The organism is Paenibacillus glycanilyticus (assembly GCF_023715145.1).
GTDB classification, from domain to species: Bacteria; Bacillota; Bacilli; order Paenibacillales; family Paenibacillaceae; genus Pristimantibacillus; species Pristimantibacillus glycanilyticus_A.
The window spans coordinates 72166-89990 of the sequence record NZ_JAMBNP010000002.1 but is presented as its reverse complement, the minus strand read 5'-3'; the positions used below and the strand labels follow the sequence as shown (position 1 = coordinate 89990).

The window sequence follows — 17825 nt, the reverse complement described above, 5'->3', positions numbered from 1 at the left end:
GCGCTTAGAATAAATCATTTTCCCGACATAAACCGTATAGCAAAAACACAGCAATAAAGCCGTTTCCAGCGATAAACTCCAGCGTTTGGCCAAGCGCGAACGGCAGCCCGTTCTTCATTATAAAAGAATACAGCGGCGGTCCGAAGGAAAGGCTCTTTCCGGACCGCCGCTGTCATTTTAGATGAATGTCATGATTCTGTAGTCGCTGCCTCCCGATTGCCCTGCATGCCAAGAATCAGATTGGAAGGGCGCATCTTCAGCTTGCGGAATTCGCCGGGCGTTACGCCGGTCAGCCGTTTGAATACCCGTCCAAACGTTATGGAGTTAGCATATCCAACCTGAAGCGCAATATTTTGGACCGTATCCTCCGTTTCGGCGAGCAGCCGCTCCGCCTGCTGCATCCGAAGCTGTACGAGGAAATCAACAAACTTCATGTCGTACTCGAGCTTAAAGAGATGGCTCGCATATTTGCCGGAGATTTCGAAGCGGTCGCTCAAATGCTTGAGAGAAAGATCCGGATCGGCAAAGTTCTCCTGAATGTAAGCCCTGATCTCGGTAATCATGGTTTTGTAGCCTTTGGTCTGGCTCATCGCCACATACGTCTCATAGACTTGAATCAGGTAATCCGACAACAGCTCTTTCATCTCCGGAAGCGTTGACGCGCCTCTGAGGCTTATGAGCAATTCCGAAATCTTGGCACCGTCCAGACATTCGTTTAACGTGTCCGACAGTTCCTTCAGCTCGCGGCTGAGCATCTGAAGGAAAAGCTGTATCAGGGATAGAATATCCTCATCCTTCATGGCGTCCGTCTCAAAATGCTTGAACAACTGCTCGAACGTATCCCGCCAGCTTTCATTCGTCAGACGGAATTCCTGCACGCAATTCGTGCACTGCTGCGTGTAGTTGAACATGCCATTCGGCTGAATCTGGGGGATATCCCCGCTGAACGTGACGGCATTCCGCCCGATGGCGAATTGATACTCCATCCCGGTCAGGGCATCCCGGTAAGAGCGTCCGATGCCGGTCCACTCATTTCCGATGGAACCAATCCCGATCGACAGGTTAAAGCGCAAATGTCCCTCTACCCATTCTCTTGCAACCTCCGCCGTTCGGCGAAGCTGATCCAGCATCTGGGTGCCGGTGTCGCCGGAAGCGAACACAAACGTGATCCGGTCCGATGCCAACCATTCCCCCCACCCTTGCAGTCCTTCATTATTCGCCAGCTCCTGCATGACGTTTCCTAATGCGAATTTCAATACGTTCTGCTCATGAAGCGTGTTGTCCGCTTGAAATTCCTCGTAATTATTCAGCTTGACGACCATAGCCGCAAACCTTCCCGAACTCGGAAGCAGATTCAGACTGCGCAGCCGTTCCAGCATCTGCTCGCTGCGCTGTCCGCTTATAAGCTCATTAAACAGCTGCCTGCGCCTAAGCACAATGCTTTCGCGCTGCTCCTTCTCATGGTCCTGCGACTGGACAATCAGATTCTCGAGCGCGCGGTCAATCATCGTCATATCGTCCAGCTTGACCGCCGTGCCGTCGCTGCCCCGGAGGTGCAGGGCTTGAATACGGTTCATCATCAGCCGGATTGGCTTATAATTCCGCCGGGTAACCCAAATAATATACACAATGGCGACCACAAAGGTCAGAACCGCAATAATGACCCATACATAGGAGACGACCGATACCCAGCTAAGCAAATGGCCAGCCTGTATGCCGCTCTCAAACGTCCACGCAAGCGATCCCGAGGTTAGCGTTGTCAGCACCTTTCCTTTCGGAACCAAGCCGTCCCCCGGATAAATGGGTTGCGCAGCTGAATCGGTGATTCGCATGAAGGAGACTTGGTGGTTGGTCATGCTTCCGATTAATTGCTCCACACCATACAAATTAATATTAATGACGAGAATACCGTCTTTCCCGAACGGAAGCGGCGTCTGCTTGTACATCGAAATAACCTGAACCGGCTTCAGTCCGTCGTATTCGCGGAACTCCCGGCTTGCCGACCATCCCTGGTACTCCCGATTTGCAATAGCCTTCTTAATAAAATCCCGGTCGCCAAATTCGGACAGCTCGGTCTCGCCGCTGGAGGTCAGCACGGTATCATCCGATTGCCTGTACAAGTAGATGGATTCCACCAGATCATTATTGTCAATCATCCCCCGCAGACTATGGACGACATTATATTTAATCGTTGTTGATTCGGATGTCCCGTTCAAATAAGCGGCGTAGCTCTTGTTCGACTCGGCTTCCTTCAACACGTTAAATTCGACTTCGCGTACAGCCCGTTCCACGCTGTTTACGACGTACCCGGTCGTGATTTTATCAGCCTTGGCCGTCTCTGAGCGGGATATTTCATTCACCGCAATAAACGACAAGAAGATGATCATGGATACGGTAAGCACCAGAATTGGAAAATAGGATACGAGCAGCCGTAAATACCAATTGTTAAGCTTGAGCATGTTCAACCTCCTGCCACGCCCGACTCTACATGTAAGCGTTATCACATCTATTTGGATTAACGAGTAAAGCGGTTTACTTGTGCCTACATTGTAGCATGGCTTCCCTTGAATCGAAACCGTTTCTACAGTAAAACTTTAAGTAAATCCATGAAACCGGGCAGCTAACGTAAAAAAGGCCAGCCCCTTGCGATGGCTGACCTAAAATTATTTTCGCACTAGTCAAATTTCCAATGAAGAACCTCGTGTTTACCCGTTCCGTAAGATAAGTCGCCGCAGAGAGCCGTAACCCCTTCCGGCACGGTTAAGGTTATTGCACCGGCTTCGCTACGAACGGACTGGCGTTCTACCCGAACAACCAATGGACCTGAAGCGGTAGGAATGGAGCCTTCCGCCCACGTCAGATCCCCCATCAGCCGGGGCTTAATTCGCACTAACCGGTTATTCGCCTCCACGGGCTGAATGCCAACGATCGAATGAAGGAATAACATGACCGGCATGCTTCCCCAAGCATGGCAGGCAGAGCTGAAGGAAATCTCATCGCTATGCTCGTCCCGGTAGAACAAGTCCCACCATTCCCAGACGGAAGTAGCGCCCGCATCAAGCATCCTGCCATATCTCTCCTGCACAAGTTCCAGCATTCGGTCTTCCCGTTTCGCTTTCATTAAAGCCCGATATACGACCATCATAAAGAAAGGGCTTGCCTTAATCGCTTTTCCTGCAGCTTCAGGCGCGAACACAGAGCGGTAGATCGCATCGCTTCGCTCATCCCCGGCATCGTGCAGAACAAGCAAAGCTAATGCGTTGGCAGATTCGCTGACTAAGCTGCTCGGAATGCCGTCGACCAGACATTCCGTATAGGCATTCTCTTCCGGATTCCAAAGCTTATTCCGGATGCCGTCTGCCAGACGGCTGCAGGCCTGCCTGTAGTAGCCCGCTGCATCTTGATCCTCCAGGAGCGCAGCGTAGGCTAACGCATTCTGCATGGCTTCCAGATAGAGCAGGTTAAGCGAGGTTACGATTCCGCCGCGCGCTACATCCGGCCATCGGCTGATCGGAGCTTCGCCGGCGTCCACGTAAGCCCAATACGGCACATTCTCGAGTAGTCCCTCTTTATTTTCAAAGCCGGAGAACCAGCGGAGCGCTTGAACGATGTTTGGCCACCATTCGGCCAGAAGCCCATCATCCCCATACGCGCTTACATACTCTCCGAACGAGCTTACCCAATGCAGGCAGAAGGAAGGAATCGGCGGATAATTATGATGGCCGTCCGGATAACGCTGAGCTGTCATTCCTTGCCAGTCCTGAGATTGTCCGATCTGCTCCAGAAGCTTGCGGTGCAACCTTCCGTCACCGGAATAATAGGTCTGATAAATGCCCTGCCAGCGTCCGTCCCCCATCCACTGCTGCTGCTCCCGGCTTGGGGAATCAACGAAAGCATCCTGCATGCAGATTCGAATCGTATGCTCGGAGATGTCCCAGATCTTCTGGAGCCGCTCATCGCCGCATTGGAAAGCAGCCGGCCGGTCAATCGGATATTTGCGGGTCCGAAGCCCGACGCGGTGCAGGTTAACGGGGCGGGAGTCCGCATGCCTTATTCTTAATTGCACGTATCGGCCCGCCTTCCAGCCAAACCGCACCTCCAATTGCTGCCGGCCTTCGCTGAGAATAAACCGGTCTATGGAACGGTTATTGTTGGCGTTAAGATACGCTCTGCCGTTCCACAGCTCTTCGGCATACACGACATCCACAACCGTACCTGCCGTTCCTGTTACGTCCAGCTGCAGGTAACCAGGCTCTATCCGTCCAAAATCGTAGGTCAGCACTTCCGCTTCATCCGGAGCGGACTGCCTAGACATGATATTAAACGGCAGGGAGGAAACCTCGGTCACTTGAATATCCTTTGTTTCTTCAATAATATCCAGATGCATTCTTCCCGATCGTTCGGCCGGCTGGCGGACGCTGCCCCGGCTTGCCAGCCTGACTGCGTCGATTTCTTTCTCTTCCATAAACGGAATCGGTCTTTCAATATAATTCCAGAAAGGCGATAATTCTATCCCGCGCGACTTCGCCCGCTTCCAATCCTCTTCAATAAAATCCGTTAGCTGCCAGCCTTGCAGCTCAAGTCTGGCATCATAGATCTCAATGGGTCCCTGGCAGCCGTTCACCCGGGGAGATCTGGCATCGTACGCATCGGATTTGCGGCAGGTCCACGAGGAATCCGTCCCGATGAGGAAGGGCTCCTTCCCCGGAGCCGTTACACGCAATTCCGCAACCAAAGCAGGAATTCGGTCTATAGACTGACCGGTCCCGTAACCATAGTACAAGACCATAACCGCCATGGTGTTACGCCCCGCTCGGAGCAGCTCCGATACATCAATCTCATCCACGTACTGCCAGCGGGGATCGCTTCTGCAAGGTCCTCTCCCCGCATACATTCCGTTCACATAGACCATATATTTCGAATCGGCGAATATCCGGAGCTTGCCTGCTGCCGTTCCGTCCGGCATTAACTCAAAGCTCTTTCGGAAATAACAGTAGGACTGATAGGGATGCTCATAATGATTTTCCACTTCATCAGGATGCCAAATGATGCTGGTCCCCTGTCCCCATTCCAATCCCGCAGGATGCTTTCGAGCAAATCGCGAAATGGCCACCCAATATCACCCGCTTTCCCCTAAGCTTTAAGCCTCATAAACACGAAGCTCTACAATTTCGGCAAACGGACTGCCGTTTGTCGACTCTACGACAAGGCGGATTTGATCGGTTACGATTTGCCCGCTCAGGACGTGTACAACCTTGCGAACACGATTGTTTTGTCCGCGTGCCACTTCAACCCATTCGCCGCCGTTCAGCGCTTCAACGCGATAGTCCTTAACCAGCTCGGGCATCACTTCAAACGGCGTCTCATGATGATGAAGATTGATCAAGTCCTCGTTCACGTCATCATTAAAGGTCACGTGGATTTCTCCTGCCGCAATCGCAGCCGGCCAAGACAGCTGAATCCACTCCTCCTTGCCTTCCTGCATCCGGCCGGACAACCACATATGCGGTCCGCCGTACGGACGCACCATACCGTCAATCGCCTTTTCGGCCGAGAACGCGGACGTCTGCGGTTCGATCCGAAGAGCTGGCAGTTTGCGGAATACATGACGCTGAAGCCATACCATGACGGGATCGGGATTGGTTTGTTCTCTTCCTTTGTTTTCAAGCATAATCAAACCTGTTTGCGGGCCTGCCGCCATATGAACGGACACATGCGGATTCTCCCTCAGAATGACAAACCCGTTCTGCGGACGATCCGGATGCCAGGAAATCGGGAAGCGGACCCATTGCTCTTGTCCGGCTTCTACCTTAACGGTAGACAGCGCCTGTTGTTTATTCGGAATATAACGCTCCTCACGCCCCGTGTCCCACAGCTCTGCGGTCAGTTCAGTGGCTTCTTCGCTGTTAATCAGGAACGAAATGGCGTCCATGCCCGGATCAAGCGGCACGACAATGGCAATATCCTTATCCAGTTGGTAGACATTCTCGCCTGGTTCCAGCGCAAGCTGCTTTAACTCGCTTGAAGCCGACAAACGTGCTTTGCGCGCCAAATCCTTCTCATCCTCATTCGCATATCCAATGACGGAAGCATCCTGACGCAGCAGGGTTTGACGCAGGTCTTGCAGATGTTCGCGGTACAATGAACGAGGCGTAACGCCCTTCTGCACGCAAAGCGCGGCACCGGTACCCGCCGCTTCGCCAACAACGGCACATGTCCCCATTACCCTTGTTGTGCCGAAAGCCACATGGGAGGCGCTGATATTCCGGCCGGCAAATAACAGATTGCTTACGTTGCGCGAATAAAGCGAGCGGAAAGGAATCGTATATACCCCGTCCGGATGCAAATGCTTGGAGCCGCCTTCAAGCGAATACATCCCTTTTGGCGGATGAAGATCAATAGACCAGCCGCCAAAGGCCACCCCGTCTTCGAATCGCGATTGGGCAATGATATCATTCTGATTCAAAATATAGTCGCCGACAAACCGGCGGTATTCCCGTTTGCCGGGAAGCGCGCCGATCCATTCCAGCGTCATATTGTCGGCATCGAACTTGCCCGAGTTTTTGATATAGTCCCAGACGCCGTAAATAACCGACCAGAGCTCGTCGCGGATTGCTTCGTTATCCGTTACGGCATCAAGCTCTCCGCCAAATTCGATCCACCAATAGTGACAGCCCGAATCGCCGCTGCGGATGACGCGCTTCATCGGGATCGTTGTCTTTGCAATGTCTTTGGCAAAGCTTGGCGCGATGTATTTGACCGGCCTGCCCGCATCCTTCGTATAGAACAGGATCGTGCTGCCCAGCGTAATGTCGTCTGCCTTCTCCGGTGCCCAATCCTCGCCAAACTCCGAGCGTGCCTCGCGTCCGATCCGGAACTCGGCCCCGGCAAGGAATCCTAGGAGACCATCCCCCGTACAATCCAGGTAATACTCGCTTTCAAAGCGGATTCGTCTTTCCGATCCCATCATCCAGCCGGTCGCGGAACGGATAACGCGGTTTTCCTTGTCGCCGTCCGCTACAGCTTCATGAACGTCGGTGTTCAGGAACAAGGTGATATTGGATTCCGCCCGCACCTTCTCCAGCACGACCAGATCCCATAGATAAGGATTGCCTTCTTTGTTGCGATATTGGTTCTCCACAAACAGCTCGCCCATAATGCCGGTTTCCCGGGCATGACGGTTGTTTCCGTGACCCGTCGCCCCGCATACCCATACTCTAACTTCACTGCTCGAGTTGCCGCCCAGAACGGGACGGTTCTGAACAAGCGATACCGTTTGCCCGAGGCGCGCAGCCGCAATAGCCGCGCATACGCCGGCTAACCCGCCGCCTACGACCGTAATATCCGATTTAACCGTTTCCTCTCTCATTTGCCAGTCAGTCCTCCATTCTCCCTGTAAGAAATAAGATGCAAAGCGGCTGGCGCTTTGCATCCTGTTGTTAACAACTTATCCTTTGTTAGCTTGATTAGCCAGGAAAGCGTCAATTTGACTTTGCAGTTCGGCATGAATCTTGTCGATGCCAGCAGCTTTCAGCTGTTTTTGCAGCGTATCGAGGCCTTTAGCCGTATCCGGGATAAGGCCGTATTCAAGAGGTACGCCGTAACGCAGCATCACGTTGCCGACATTCGTTATTTCGTTCAGTACTTTCGAGTTATCGAAGACAAAGGTTTCAAGCGGATAGTGGTAAACTTGCGTTCCCCACTTCTTCTGGATATCTTGAGCCGCCTGCGGGAAAGTGGTATCCACGCGGTTCAGCGGGGAGTTCCAAGCCCAGTTCGAGAAGGTGTTGTAATTGCCGAACTTGTCCACTACTTTCGTGAACTGGTTGTCCCCAACCGGTTCGTAATGAGTGCCGGCAATCCCGTACATGATCAGATCATGCAGCGTTTTATCGTTTTGAAGCAGATCAACCACCATCAGCGCGCGTTCCGCATTCTTTGAAGTGGCATGTACCGCGATACCGTTTTGCGTGGAAATCGCTTCCGATTTCTTGCTGTCTGGCGACAGGTCGGCAAGCGTAGGCTTCCATTCCGGATGCTCGTTGTTAACGAACGCCATAATGCCGCCAAGCGCCGATATGTTATGAGACATCGAGGCAACTTTGCCCGCCTTGAAATCGCCGGTTGTATCGCCTTTGTTCGTCAGAGCGTTACGCGACCAGCCGCCGTTGTCGGCAAGCTCTTTATAGTAGGCAAGCAGATCTTTAAACTCCGGCGTGTCGTACATATTGAAGACTTGACCTTTTGGATCGTCAACTTTATAAGCGAGTGGAACATCGCCAAGCATATTCCAGCCGTTCTTCTGCAGCAGAAGCTGCTTGTCCAGGTTATGCGTTTTCGAATCGCTTGCTTCCAGACCGTACGGCGTAATGCCTTTCTCGTTCTTTGCCACCGCTTCCAGATAAGCCTTGTAGGTCTCTGGGCTGTCAATCGGCTGGAGCTTGTATTTCTCGAGCAGATCGCCGCGGTACAAGACCAGCTTATCCGTAAACTCCGTGCTTTGGTTTCCTGGTACCATGTACACTTTGCCGTTAATGCGCGCCTGATCCCATTTCACCTTCGGCATTGCCGCCCAGGTTTGCGGCATGTATTTCTCGAGCAGATCATCGGTCAGCTCCAGGAAACCGCCTTTGAGAGCTTGTTGATTGTACTGCGCCCAGTTCGAAGTATAAATAAGGTCGAAGTCTTCGCCCGCCGCGAATTTCAGCGGATACTTCTGTCCCCAGTCGGACCAGTCCAGAAATTCCGCGTCAACGGTTGCGTTCACTTTCTCTTGAAGCTGCTTGTTAATTTCGCCAAATACTTGATCATAATCGGCCGGCTTTGGTCCAAGCATGATCATTTTCAGCTTAACCGCTTCGGATGTGTCAATCTTGTCGTCAGCAGCAGGGCTGCTTGAGGCATTGCCGTTTTTATTGCCCGCGTTGTTGCTTGCTGCTTCGTTGTTGCCGCCGTTGTTGCCGCATGCGCCGAGAATCAGCGATGCCGCCAGTACGCTTGTCAGCGCCAGACCCCATTTTTTCTTCATCATGATGCTTTCCCCCTCAAAATGTATAAATACTAGGAAAACTTTATAATAAACCAGGCTGCCCTGTGTTTACCCTTTGACTGCGCCAATCGTAAGGCCTTGCACGAAATATTTCTGGATGAAGGGATAAGCGAACAGGATTGGACCACATGCCACAACCGTCATCGCCATCTTCAGATTCTCTCCCGGGATATTGACGTCTACGACTCCGCCTGTGCCCAGCATGGCTTTACGCATGCCGTCAAGGTTGCCGAGCATCTGATACAGGTAATACTGAAGCGGCATCAGCTTATCATCGGAAATGAACAGAAGCGCGCTATACCAATCGTTCCAGTGGCCAAGCGCCAGAAACAGTCCAACTGTTGCGAGAGCCGGCTTGGAAAGAGGGAGAATAAGACTCATAAAAATCCGGAAATCGCCGGCGCCGTCGATTTTGGCAGATTCGGATATCGCATCCGGAATACCAGCCAGAAACGCCCGCATGACCATGATATAAAAGACATTGACAAGCGAAGGGATGATAAGAGCCGCCAACGTATTTTTCATGTCGAGATAGTTCACGATAAGCAGGTACCACGGAACCAATCCGCCGCTGAAGAGCGTCGTGAAGAAGAAGTAGAAAGCGAAATGATTGCGCCACTTGAAATCTTTGCGGCAAAGCACGTAAGCCGTCATGGCCGTCAGGAACAAACCGACCGCCGTACCGATTGCGGTGACGGTTATCGTCACTGCGTAGGATTGAAGAATGTCATCGGGATATTTAAAAATCATGCGGTAGGCATCCGTTGAGAAAATGCTAGGAATCAAGGTATAACCGTTCATTCGGATCGCTTCTTCATCGGAGAACGAAGACGACAGAATAATCACGAACGGCACGATACAGATTAGCGCTAACGCAATCAGTACCACATAACCAATGATGTCAAGAAGGAGCTTGTCCTTCTGTTTGCGTTTCATGGCCACTTCACTCATATTGTTGTCCCTCCCCGTTCTAGAATAAAGCGCGATCTTTATCGTATTTGCGTACGGCGTAGTTTACGGTCAGGATGGTTACGAAACCAAGCACCGATTGATACACGCCCGCTGCCGAAGACATGCCGAAGTCGTTGGTATCCATCAGAAGGCGGAAGACGAAGGTATCGATGACATCGGTTGCGGAGAACAGCATGCCGTTGCTTCCCACCATGTTGTAGAACATTCCGAAGTCCCCGCGGAAGATATTCCCTACGGCCAGCAGCATCAGAATGATGAAGGTTGGGGCCAGGTTGGGAACCGTAACCTTCATAATGCGCTGGAACACGTTCGCTCCGTCAATCTCGGCTGCTTCATACATTTCCGTATCGATTGCCGTGATGGCGGCCAGGTACATCACCGTGCCGTACCCAAGGAACTTCCAGGTGTGGAAGAACAACAGAATATACGGCCAATAGGATGGGGTATTATAGATGTCGATCCTTTCCATTCCGAAAGATGTCAATACGCTGTTGATTGTGCCTACGTCGTAGCTGAAGAAATTGTAAGCAATGGAGCCCACAACAACCCAGGAAATGAAGTAAGGCAGGAACAGAGCGGATTGCATAAGCTTGCGGAACCATTTGCCTCCAACCTCGAACAGCAGGATGGCTGAGGCGATCTGCAGCACGTTGCCGAGCACCATAAAGCCGATGTTGTACAAGGCCGTATTGCGGGTTACCCGCCAGGCATCGCCGGATTGGAAGAAGAACTTGAAATTATCGAATCCGATCCAGGGACTGCCGAAAATGCCGCCTTTGTAGTCGAACTGCTTGAACGCGATCACAATGCCCGCCATCGGCACGTAAGAGAACAGCAGGATTAATAGAACAGCTGGTGATATCATGAATAGCAGCGTCCGGTATTTCACGATATCTCGCCAGAAGGTATGGCGTCTTTCAGTCATTTCAGCTCTACTCCTTTCTTATGTCTGTGCCTTCATTATAAGAAAGGGACAGGATTCGACATAAGTAAGCCGAGCAACTAAAACTAAAACAAATCCACGTTCGTGTTTATATTTTGTTCTTCTTCCGGTACTCCCCCGGCGTCATTCCCGTAGCTTGCTTGAACATGCGGTTAAAATAAATGACGTTCTTATAGCCTACATTCTCCGCAATCTCGTAGACCTTAAGCCTCGGATCGTCCAGCATGACGCTGGCCTTCCTGATCCTTATGTCGTTCAGATAATCGCTGAATGCGACTCTCGTCTCTTCTTTAAAGAGGTATCCCAGGTAATTAGGCGTAAAATGAAAATGCGAGGCTACCTCTTTCAACGTGACCTTTTGCACTAAATGCTCTTCCATATAGCCGATAATATCCGCGATAAGCTTGCGGTCCTTCTTGCGGCGTTTATGGAACAAGAGCTCGGACAGCTCGAAGAAGCGTCTTCGCAGCCACGACACGATATCGTTCATCGTCTCGAATTCGAACAGGACATCCGGCTGATGCGCATCCCAGTTCAATAGACCGTATAAATCCTCGTTCAACAGCTTCAAATCGCTATGCAGCTTGGACGTGATCCGGACAATCAGATCATAAGCCTCGCTCTTGCGGAGAGGACCATAGTCCTGCCAGAATAAAGCGATCAGGCAGTCATCGATCTTGACGAGGTCATAATCGAGAATCGCCTGCAGCATGTCATTGACAAGCTTCTCCACGCCGGCGGCCGCGGGCTTAACGAGCGCCCGCGCGGAAACTTCGCGTATTACTCTGTCTTTGCCCATAATCCATTTGATGCTAAGCGCCGTCTCTGCCTGGCGGTACGATTCGTGAAGCTCCGCCTCCCGGTGCGCGCGGTCTCCAAGACCAATCGTTATCGTAAACGGGAATGCTTCTTTAAAGGCCCGGATCATCTTCTCCAGCTGGGCACCGTCTTCATCCAATCCCGATGCAAGCAGGACAAACCGGTTGTCGAAGCCGTTCATGAAATCGCCAAGTCCTTCTTTTTGCACAAAGGCTTTGAGGAAGGACTCTACCTTCAGCCACAAGGCACGCTTTTCCTCAACCGTCATCTCCTTGGCATGCCGCTCCAAATCATCCGTCTCAATTAAGACGGCAGCAGCCCCCGCGTCCAGATAAGGCGCCAGAAGCTCCGCCACCCTTTCTTCAACCTCTCCCGGGCAGACTTCGCGGAACCAGCGTAGCAATAACTCCCGCTGCACGTAAGGAAGCGCCTCCTGCACCGTGGAACGGTTGCGGCGGTCCTCTCTTACTTTCGCGCATAAGCCGGCTACCGTTGACTCCAGATCGAGATCATCCACGGGCTTTAACAAATAATCATGAGCTTTCAGTTGAATCGCTTCCTTGGCGTAATTGAAATCCTCGTGGCCGCTTATAAAAACGATGCGGACATCCGGCTGAAGCTCCTTCGCTTTCCGCGCAAACTCAATTCCCGACATAATCGGCATGCGTATATCCGTCAGGATAATGTCGATCCTCTCCTGCTCCATCATCGTAAGCGCGGCAAATCCGCTCTTCGCCGTTCCTACTATCCGAAGCCCTTGAAAACCTCCGTTCGCCACCCTCACCTGCAGCCATTCCAGATCAATGGCTTCGTCATCTACCAGCAGCATCGTGATGTCCATTTATTTTCTCTCCTTTATTTCGGGGTAGCTTGTCTCGTCGCTTAGCTCACTAGCCTCTGTCTGAATAGGAAGCAGCAGCCTTACGGTTGTGCCCCCGCCATATACGCTGGCCATTTGCACGCCATACTCGGGACCGTACCGCAGCTTGATTCGGTCTTCCACGTTCTTGAAGCCATAAGTGTTGGACTGCATTGTGCTTCGAAGAACTTTGTTAATCGTTTCCTGCTGCATGCCGATGCCCGTATCAATAATTTTTAATTCCAGATCGTTTCCAACGCGCTTTGCGGTGAGGCGAATGGCTATCGTATCCCCAAACCATGCGTGCTTGAATATATTTTCAACGAATGGCTGGTATAGAAGCTTAATGATTCTGACCTCGCTTACTTCGGGCTCCATATCCACATACACCTTAAAGGAGTCGGCATATTTGACCTTCTGGATGTCGAGATAGGCTTGAACCTGCTCGAGCTCCTTGTGAAGCGGAATAAGCACCTGCCCGTTGTTAAGCGTCAGCCGGTAGAACCGGGACAGCTTCTTCGCCATTTCGGTTACTTCCCTTGTTTTGCCCAGATTGTTCAGGCTGCTGATCGTCGACAGCGTATTGTATAGAAAATGGGGATTGATCTGCGCCTGCAGCGCTTCAAGCTCCGCCTGTTTCCTCTGTATGCCCTGTTTGTATACATCTTGAATCAGGTTCTGGATGCTTGACGCCATATTATTGAAGGAATGCGCAATAAGGACAAACTCGTCATTGCCGCTCATCATGAGCCTCCGCTCGAGATTGCCGTCCTGGAACGAACGGACATGGGAGACAATCCGCTTCATTCTTCTGCCCGACAAGGCAGCTACCGCGAAGCCGATAGCTCCCATGACGATAAAGCTGATCGCGCAAATCAAGCCAAGCGTGAGCTGCAGGCGTTTGGCATCCTTGTTCAAGTATTCATGAGGCACCTGAATTTCAATGGCGAATGGAGTCTCGTCGAGATCTTCTCGCAAATTCAAATAGGCAGCGTCACTCTTCGAGGCAGCAAATGGCGTGCGAGAGTATAGGACTTCATTATTGGAACGGTCGATGACGCGCAGGCCTAGGCCCTGCTCTTCCGGATATTTCGTTAAATTGCTGAGAAGACCGTCAAAGTTAACGGTGATGCGGATATAACCGATAACGGTCTGATAATCGCTGAACGAAACAAGCTTTCGTAAATGGGAGACGTTGTCCAGTTTATGATCCGTATCGGATTGAATCCAGACGTTGTTGTCCTTTCTGTCCGCCTGCAGCTCCTGAAACCAGATGCGGTTCTTCAGGGAGGCAAAGGATTGTACGAAAAATTCGCTTTTGGTAATAGGCGTTTCATTGGCAGACTGCTTGCCCGCTTCCCCGATGTCAGGATTAACCGCATACAGCGTCAGCCGGATTGGGCTGCCATACAGGTCTAAAGGAGCATCCAGCTGCGGATAAATATCATCGATCATGGTATAGTACATATCCAGCCTGTCTCCATGCCTCTGCAAAGCCTGCTGGAAGGCAAGATTGCCAAACAGCTGGTCCGAAATCCGCTGAATTTCGGTCATCCTGTAATCGGCATTGTTTCTGGTTTGCTCGAGTGCCGCCCGAATCCCCGTCTCGGCAACCTCCGTGCGCGACTTTACGAGCATGCCGTACGATACATAGCCGATGACGATGTCGGTGATTAAAACCAGTACCAGATAGGGAATCATCATCTTATAAGTGAATGGTAAATATTTGCGAATGGAGAACAGTCGCGCCATAGAACACCTGCCTTGAATGGATGGGTAAGAACGGCATCGCCAAGAATTAAAAACGGAAAAAACCGGAGACACCTTAAGGCGCACCCCGGTAAAACCTTCCAGATAAAAATTAAGGATTAACATCAGTCAGAATCCAGCCCTGGCTCCATTTCGCCGTTTCGCTGAACTGGATGCTCAAAGCTCCGTCATTTTTGCTTTCATTGCTGATCGTTAAGTATTTGCTGCTGTTGCGGCTTTTTATCTCGAAGCTTCCATTGTAAGCATCCGTGATGACCCATTGCTGAGCCGTAGAAGCAGAACCCGTCCAAATGGTGCAATTGGCGTTATCCGAGGCGGAAGCGCCGTTGCTTATATATTTTCCGCTATTTGCATTTTTAATTTTGTAATAGCCGTCGGCATATTCGAACTGCCACTTCTGGCTTGCCGAATCCGCTGAATAGGTCCGTTGCTCGATCTGAGCACCGTCTCCGGCGGAATTGTTTACGGTTCCAAGCGCTTTGAGACTATTCAGATTCGTAATCGAATACGTCTTCGTCAGATCAATATGGGCAACCGGTGCAAGACTCCAATTCTGGTTGGTTGAGCCGGATTCCGCCCATTGAATGACAGGCGCTCCATCTCCGGTTGATCCGCCGCTCATGCCCAGCACTTTGCCGCTGTTTGCGTTTTTGAGCTTGTAGTAACCGTCCCCGGTGCCAATAAGCTCCCACTTCTGATTCGCATTGCCGTTTAATGTCCGTTGGCTTGCCTGCGTACCGTCTTTCGTGGAAGGATCCGTACCGTCGCTTGCAAGAGAATCGGTAATCTCCAGCACCTTGCCGGTGTTCGTATTTTGAATATAGTAATACCCGGAGCCCGCCTCTACCAGCTTCCAATATTGGCTTCCCGCTCCCGTATACGGCCGTTGTTCGGCCAAGCCGCCGTCCGACGCGGAGTTGCCCACAATGCTCAGTGCTTTACCGGAATTACGGTTCACCAGCGCAAAGGTTTGCGTCAGGCTGAGCAGGGAAGAAGGGGACCAGGTGCCCGCCGCAGCATCCAGATTCCACTGCGCATAGCCATTGATGGTAGGATTGCCATTGCCGTCGAAGGTCAACGGGTACCATTTATTGCGGCCAACGCCAGTAGTTCCGCCGAATTTGTTCCAGGTGTCTCCGATGAACATGTACATAGTGCCCTCTGTTCCTTGAATCGGCAAGACCTGGTCAATCTGCGTGTCGAAGGAAATGCCCGAATACGGGCTTGTTGCGCATTGATAAGGAGAGCTCCAAGTGCCGCTCAAGCTGGTTGCGGAATAGCAGTACGTTTCGCTGGACGACCAGCCATTTGTCCTGGAGGCCATCATCATATACTTGGAGCCGTACTTATACAGAGAGGTTGCTTCTTTGTAAGGCCCCGTTGACATGAGCTGTTTGGTTACTTCCTGAACGTTCATGAAATCGGCCGTCAGCTTGGCAATCTGAATACCGTCATTCGTGTAGGTGGTATCATTCGTATACGTCAAATAAGTGCTTCCGTCAGAATCCGTGAAAATGGAGCCTAAATCACCCATTTTATTGCCGCCCGGACGACTGATGTACTTCTCATAAGTAAACGGACCCGTCGCGGAATCGCTTGTAAAAATCGCAATTTTATTGCGGTTGCCGTCACCGTTGCCCCATTCGGCAAACAGCACGTACTTGTCCAGTATAGCGTTGTACTTCACGAGCGGTCTGCCGACCCATTGACTATGAGCAAATTGCGGCGTGGGATCATTGGTCGCAACAAGCTTCGGATTGATCGTGGAAAAGTCCGCGATATCCTCGTGACCCGTCCAATTCTTCATGTCTGCCGAGGTATATACGTTGATCTTTTTGAGGCCGGACGTCTCGAAATCCATCCCATACCAGTAATAGGTATTGTCCCCTTCCTCCTTCATGACCCAGCCGCCCTGCGCCCAAATCGCGTTGCCATCGGTGTCCAGCTTGTCCGTGTTGTTAATGATCGTTACCGGGTTTGAAGCCGCATGCGCAGGCTGGACCACTATCGCGCTTGAGAGAATAAATAATGCCGCCATAAATAAAGAAAACAGCTTTGTTGAACGTCTTGCGTTGGTCATCATATACACTCCTTATTATTCTTATTGTTGATCTGTTCCCGAAGTTACTCCCTAAACCTATCTCTCCTCCCGTGCAGCAAGGGATTCTTTAAGCGCTTTCAAGCTTTCTGCTAGTTCAGTGTAGAGCATGGTTTCAAGCTTTGAACATGCAGGCGCGCAACGAAATATAGAACAAATCAACGGAGTATAAGATATTAATCCTATTGTACGAGCGAGGAGCTATATTTCAATGAACACATTTCGAAAAATGTCGATTTTTATCGAAAATATTTTTTTATATTTGCTTGTCGATTTCGCTGTCGTTCCTTCGTCGTTACTATAGAAAGTCAAAAATTTCATGAGAGAGGTTGTTGAACAATAATGGGAGCAAAACTGAATGCTTATTTGATGTCAAAGGATGCTAGAGGTCAAGCGAAGTTTTACGCAGAGGCGCTTGGCGGCGAAATTCAGTTCCTCACTACATACGGCGAGACGCCGGGCACGCCGGAGGCTATGAAGGATAAAGTCATGCATCTGACCTTGACGGTAGCCGGTACCAATCCGTTAATGATGGCCGACGCCTTCGATGAAGCCGCGTACAACCGTTGTATTTGTCTTTCCCTCAGCTATGATGATGTAACGGAAGCCGAGTCGGCTTATGCCAAGCTGAGCGAAGGCGGAGTAAGCAAATATCCGTTTGCTCTTCAGCCATGGGGGGCTTATTACGGAGAAGCGATCGATCCGTACGGGGTCACTTGGATGATAACGAAGCAGTAAACAATAAAGGGCTGTCTCAAGGTCATCCATGATGACGGGAGACGGCCCTTCCTTGTTATTATGGCATCTCCCTCGTAATTGATAAGGGCTGAGCCAGGCTTCTATTCTCGAACGGGGTTGTCAGCACAATTAGGGGAAGCGAGAAGCCGTACTTATTGCAGGCATCCAAAACTGAGCCATCGTTCCGCTTGTCTCGGTTACCACCTTCATCAAATAATTGTATTCTCCCGGTACCCTGTTATCACTTCCTGAGATCCGCAAGGGAGATTGATGACGATGAGCAAGCATGAAATCAACAGTCCCACGCTCATCATAGCCGGCCAATTCGATACCGTTACTCTGCCAAGCCATAGTGAACGAATTGCGGAGCCGGTATCGGGCTCGAAGCTCGTCATGTTCCCCGCCGTCCATTTGCCTAATGTAGAATTTCCCGCCGAGTATATAAGAGAGGTGCTTGATTTTCTCGTTTCGAAAACCATTTAACCCTATCAAATTGTCAGATTTGCGTGAAGATTGGATGAATTTTCGCGACTGGGATTGATTTCGGTTTCATATCGTTTTATAAAGAGGATAAGTG

11 protein-coding genes are annotated in these 17825 nt (G+C 51.0%); 2 read left to right on the top strand and 9 right to left on the bottom strand.

Annotated elements, in window-relative coordinates; genetic code table 11:
* Positions 1–188: 188 nt before the first annotated feature.
* The 9 genes from M3194_RS05600 to M3194_RS05560 form a co-directional block, all read right to left on the bottom strand.
* Positions 189–2459: a helix-turn-helix domain-containing protein gene (locus tag M3194_RS05600; protein WP_251652312.1), complete on the bottom strand. Its 2271-nt coding sequence runs from the start codon at positions 2457–2459 to the stop codon at positions 189–191.
* A 215-nt stretch (positions 2460–2674) separates the two neighbouring features.
* A complete protein-coding gene (locus M3194_RS05595; RefSeq protein WP_251652310.1) occupies positions 2675–5113 on the bottom strand; it encodes a family 78 glycoside hydrolase catalytic domain in 2439 nt (812 codons plus the stop codon).
* Positions 5114–5140: 27 nt separating this feature from the next.
* Positions 5141–7369, bottom strand: a complete 2229-nt coding sequence (locus M3194_RS05590) for an FAD-dependent oxidoreductase (protein WP_251652308.1) — start codon at positions 7367–7369, stop codon at positions 5141–5143.
* Positions 7370–7447: 78 nt separating this feature from the next.
* Positions 7448–9031: an extracellular solute-binding protein gene (locus M3194_RS05585; RefSeq protein ID WP_251652306.1), complete on the bottom strand. Its 1584-nt coding sequence runs from the start codon at positions 9029–9031 to the stop codon at positions 7448–7450.
* Positions 9032–9097: 66 nt separating this feature from the next.
* Positions 9098–10000 (bottom strand): carbohydrate ABC transporter permease, encoded by a 903-nt coding sequence (locus tag M3194_RS05580; RefSeq protein WP_251652304.1) that lies wholly within the window; start codon positions 9998–10000, stop codon positions 9098–9100.
* A gap of 19 nt (positions 10001–10019) precedes the next feature.
* Positions 10020–10946: an ABC transporter permease gene (locus tag M3194_RS05575; protein ID WP_251652302.1), complete on the bottom strand. Its 927-nt coding sequence runs from the start codon at positions 10944–10946 to the stop codon at positions 10020–10022.
* Between the two features lie 106 nt (positions 10947–11052).
* A complete protein-coding gene (locus M3194_RS05570; RefSeq protein ID WP_251652300.1) occupies positions 11053–12624 on the bottom strand; it encodes a response regulator transcription factor in 1572 nt (523 codons plus the stop codon).
* Positions 12625–14394, bottom strand: coding sequence for a sensor histidine kinase (locus M3194_RS05565; protein WP_251652298.1), 1770 nt, complete (start codon positions 14392–14394; stop codon positions 12625–12627).
* Between the two features lie 109 nt (positions 14395–14503).
* On the bottom strand, positions 14504–16492 hold the full coding sequence (locus M3194_RS05560; RefSeq protein ID WP_251652296.1) for an RICIN domain-containing protein: 1989 nt from the start codon (positions 16490–16492) through the stop codon (positions 14504–14506).
* A 360-nt stretch (positions 16493–16852) separates the two neighbouring features.
* Here M3194_RS05560 and M3194_RS05555 point away from each other — a divergent pair, with 360 nt between their 5' ends.
* On the top strand, positions 16853–17248 hold the full coding sequence (locus tag M3194_RS05555; protein ID WP_251652294.1) for a VOC family protein: 396 nt from the start codon (positions 16853–16855) through the stop codon (positions 17246–17248).
* Between the two features lie 276 nt (positions 17249–17524).
* Positions 17525–17731 carry an alpha/beta fold hydrolase gene (locus M3194_RS05550; RefSeq protein ID WP_251652292.1) on the top strand — a complete coding sequence of 69 codons (207 nt, stop codon included), beginning with the start codon at positions 17525–17527 and terminating at the stop codon, positions 17729–17731.
* Positions 17732–17825: the final 94 nt, after the last annotated feature.

Excerpts from the sequence above, each read along its gene's own strand:
- M3194_RS05600 (WP_251652312.1), bottom strand. The coding sequence starts at position 2,459 with ATGCTCAAGCTTAACAATTGGTATTTACGGCTGCTCGTATCCTATTTT.
- M3194_RS05590 (WP_251652308.1), bottom strand. The coding sequence starts at position 7,369 with ATGAGAGAGGAAACGGTTAAATCGGATATTACGGTCGTAGGCGGCGGG.
- M3194_RS05585 (WP_251652306.1), bottom strand. The coding sequence starts at position 9,031 with ATGATGAAGAAAAAATGGGGTCTGGCGCTGACAAGCGTACTGGCGGCA.
- M3194_RS05580 (WP_251652304.1), bottom strand. The coding sequence starts at position 10,000 with ATGAGTGAAGTGGCCATGAAACGCAAACAGAAGGACAAGCTCCTTCTT.
- M3194_RS05575 (WP_251652302.1), bottom strand. The coding sequence starts at position 10,946 with ATGACTGAAAGACGCCATACCTTCTGGCGAGATATCGTGAAATACCGG.
- M3194_RS05570 (WP_251652300.1), bottom strand. The coding sequence starts at position 12,624 with ATGGACATCACGATGCTGCTGGTAGATGACGAAGCCATTGATCTGGAA.
- M3194_RS05565 (WP_251652298.1), bottom strand. The coding sequence starts at position 14,394 with ATGGCGCGACTGTTCTCCATTCGCAAATATTTACCATTCACTTATAAG.
- M3194_RS05560 (WP_251652296.1), bottom strand. The coding sequence starts at position 16,492 with ATGACCAACGCAAGACGTTCAACAAAGCTGTTTTCTTTATTTATGGCG.
- M3194_RS05555 (WP_251652294.1), top strand. The coding sequence starts at position 16,853 with ATGGGAGCAAAACTGAATGCTTATTTGATGTCAAAGGATGCTAGAGGT.
- M3194_RS05550 (WP_251652292.1), top strand. The coding sequence starts at position 17,525 with ATGAGCAAGCATGAAATCAACAGTCCCACGCTCATCATAGCCGGCCAA.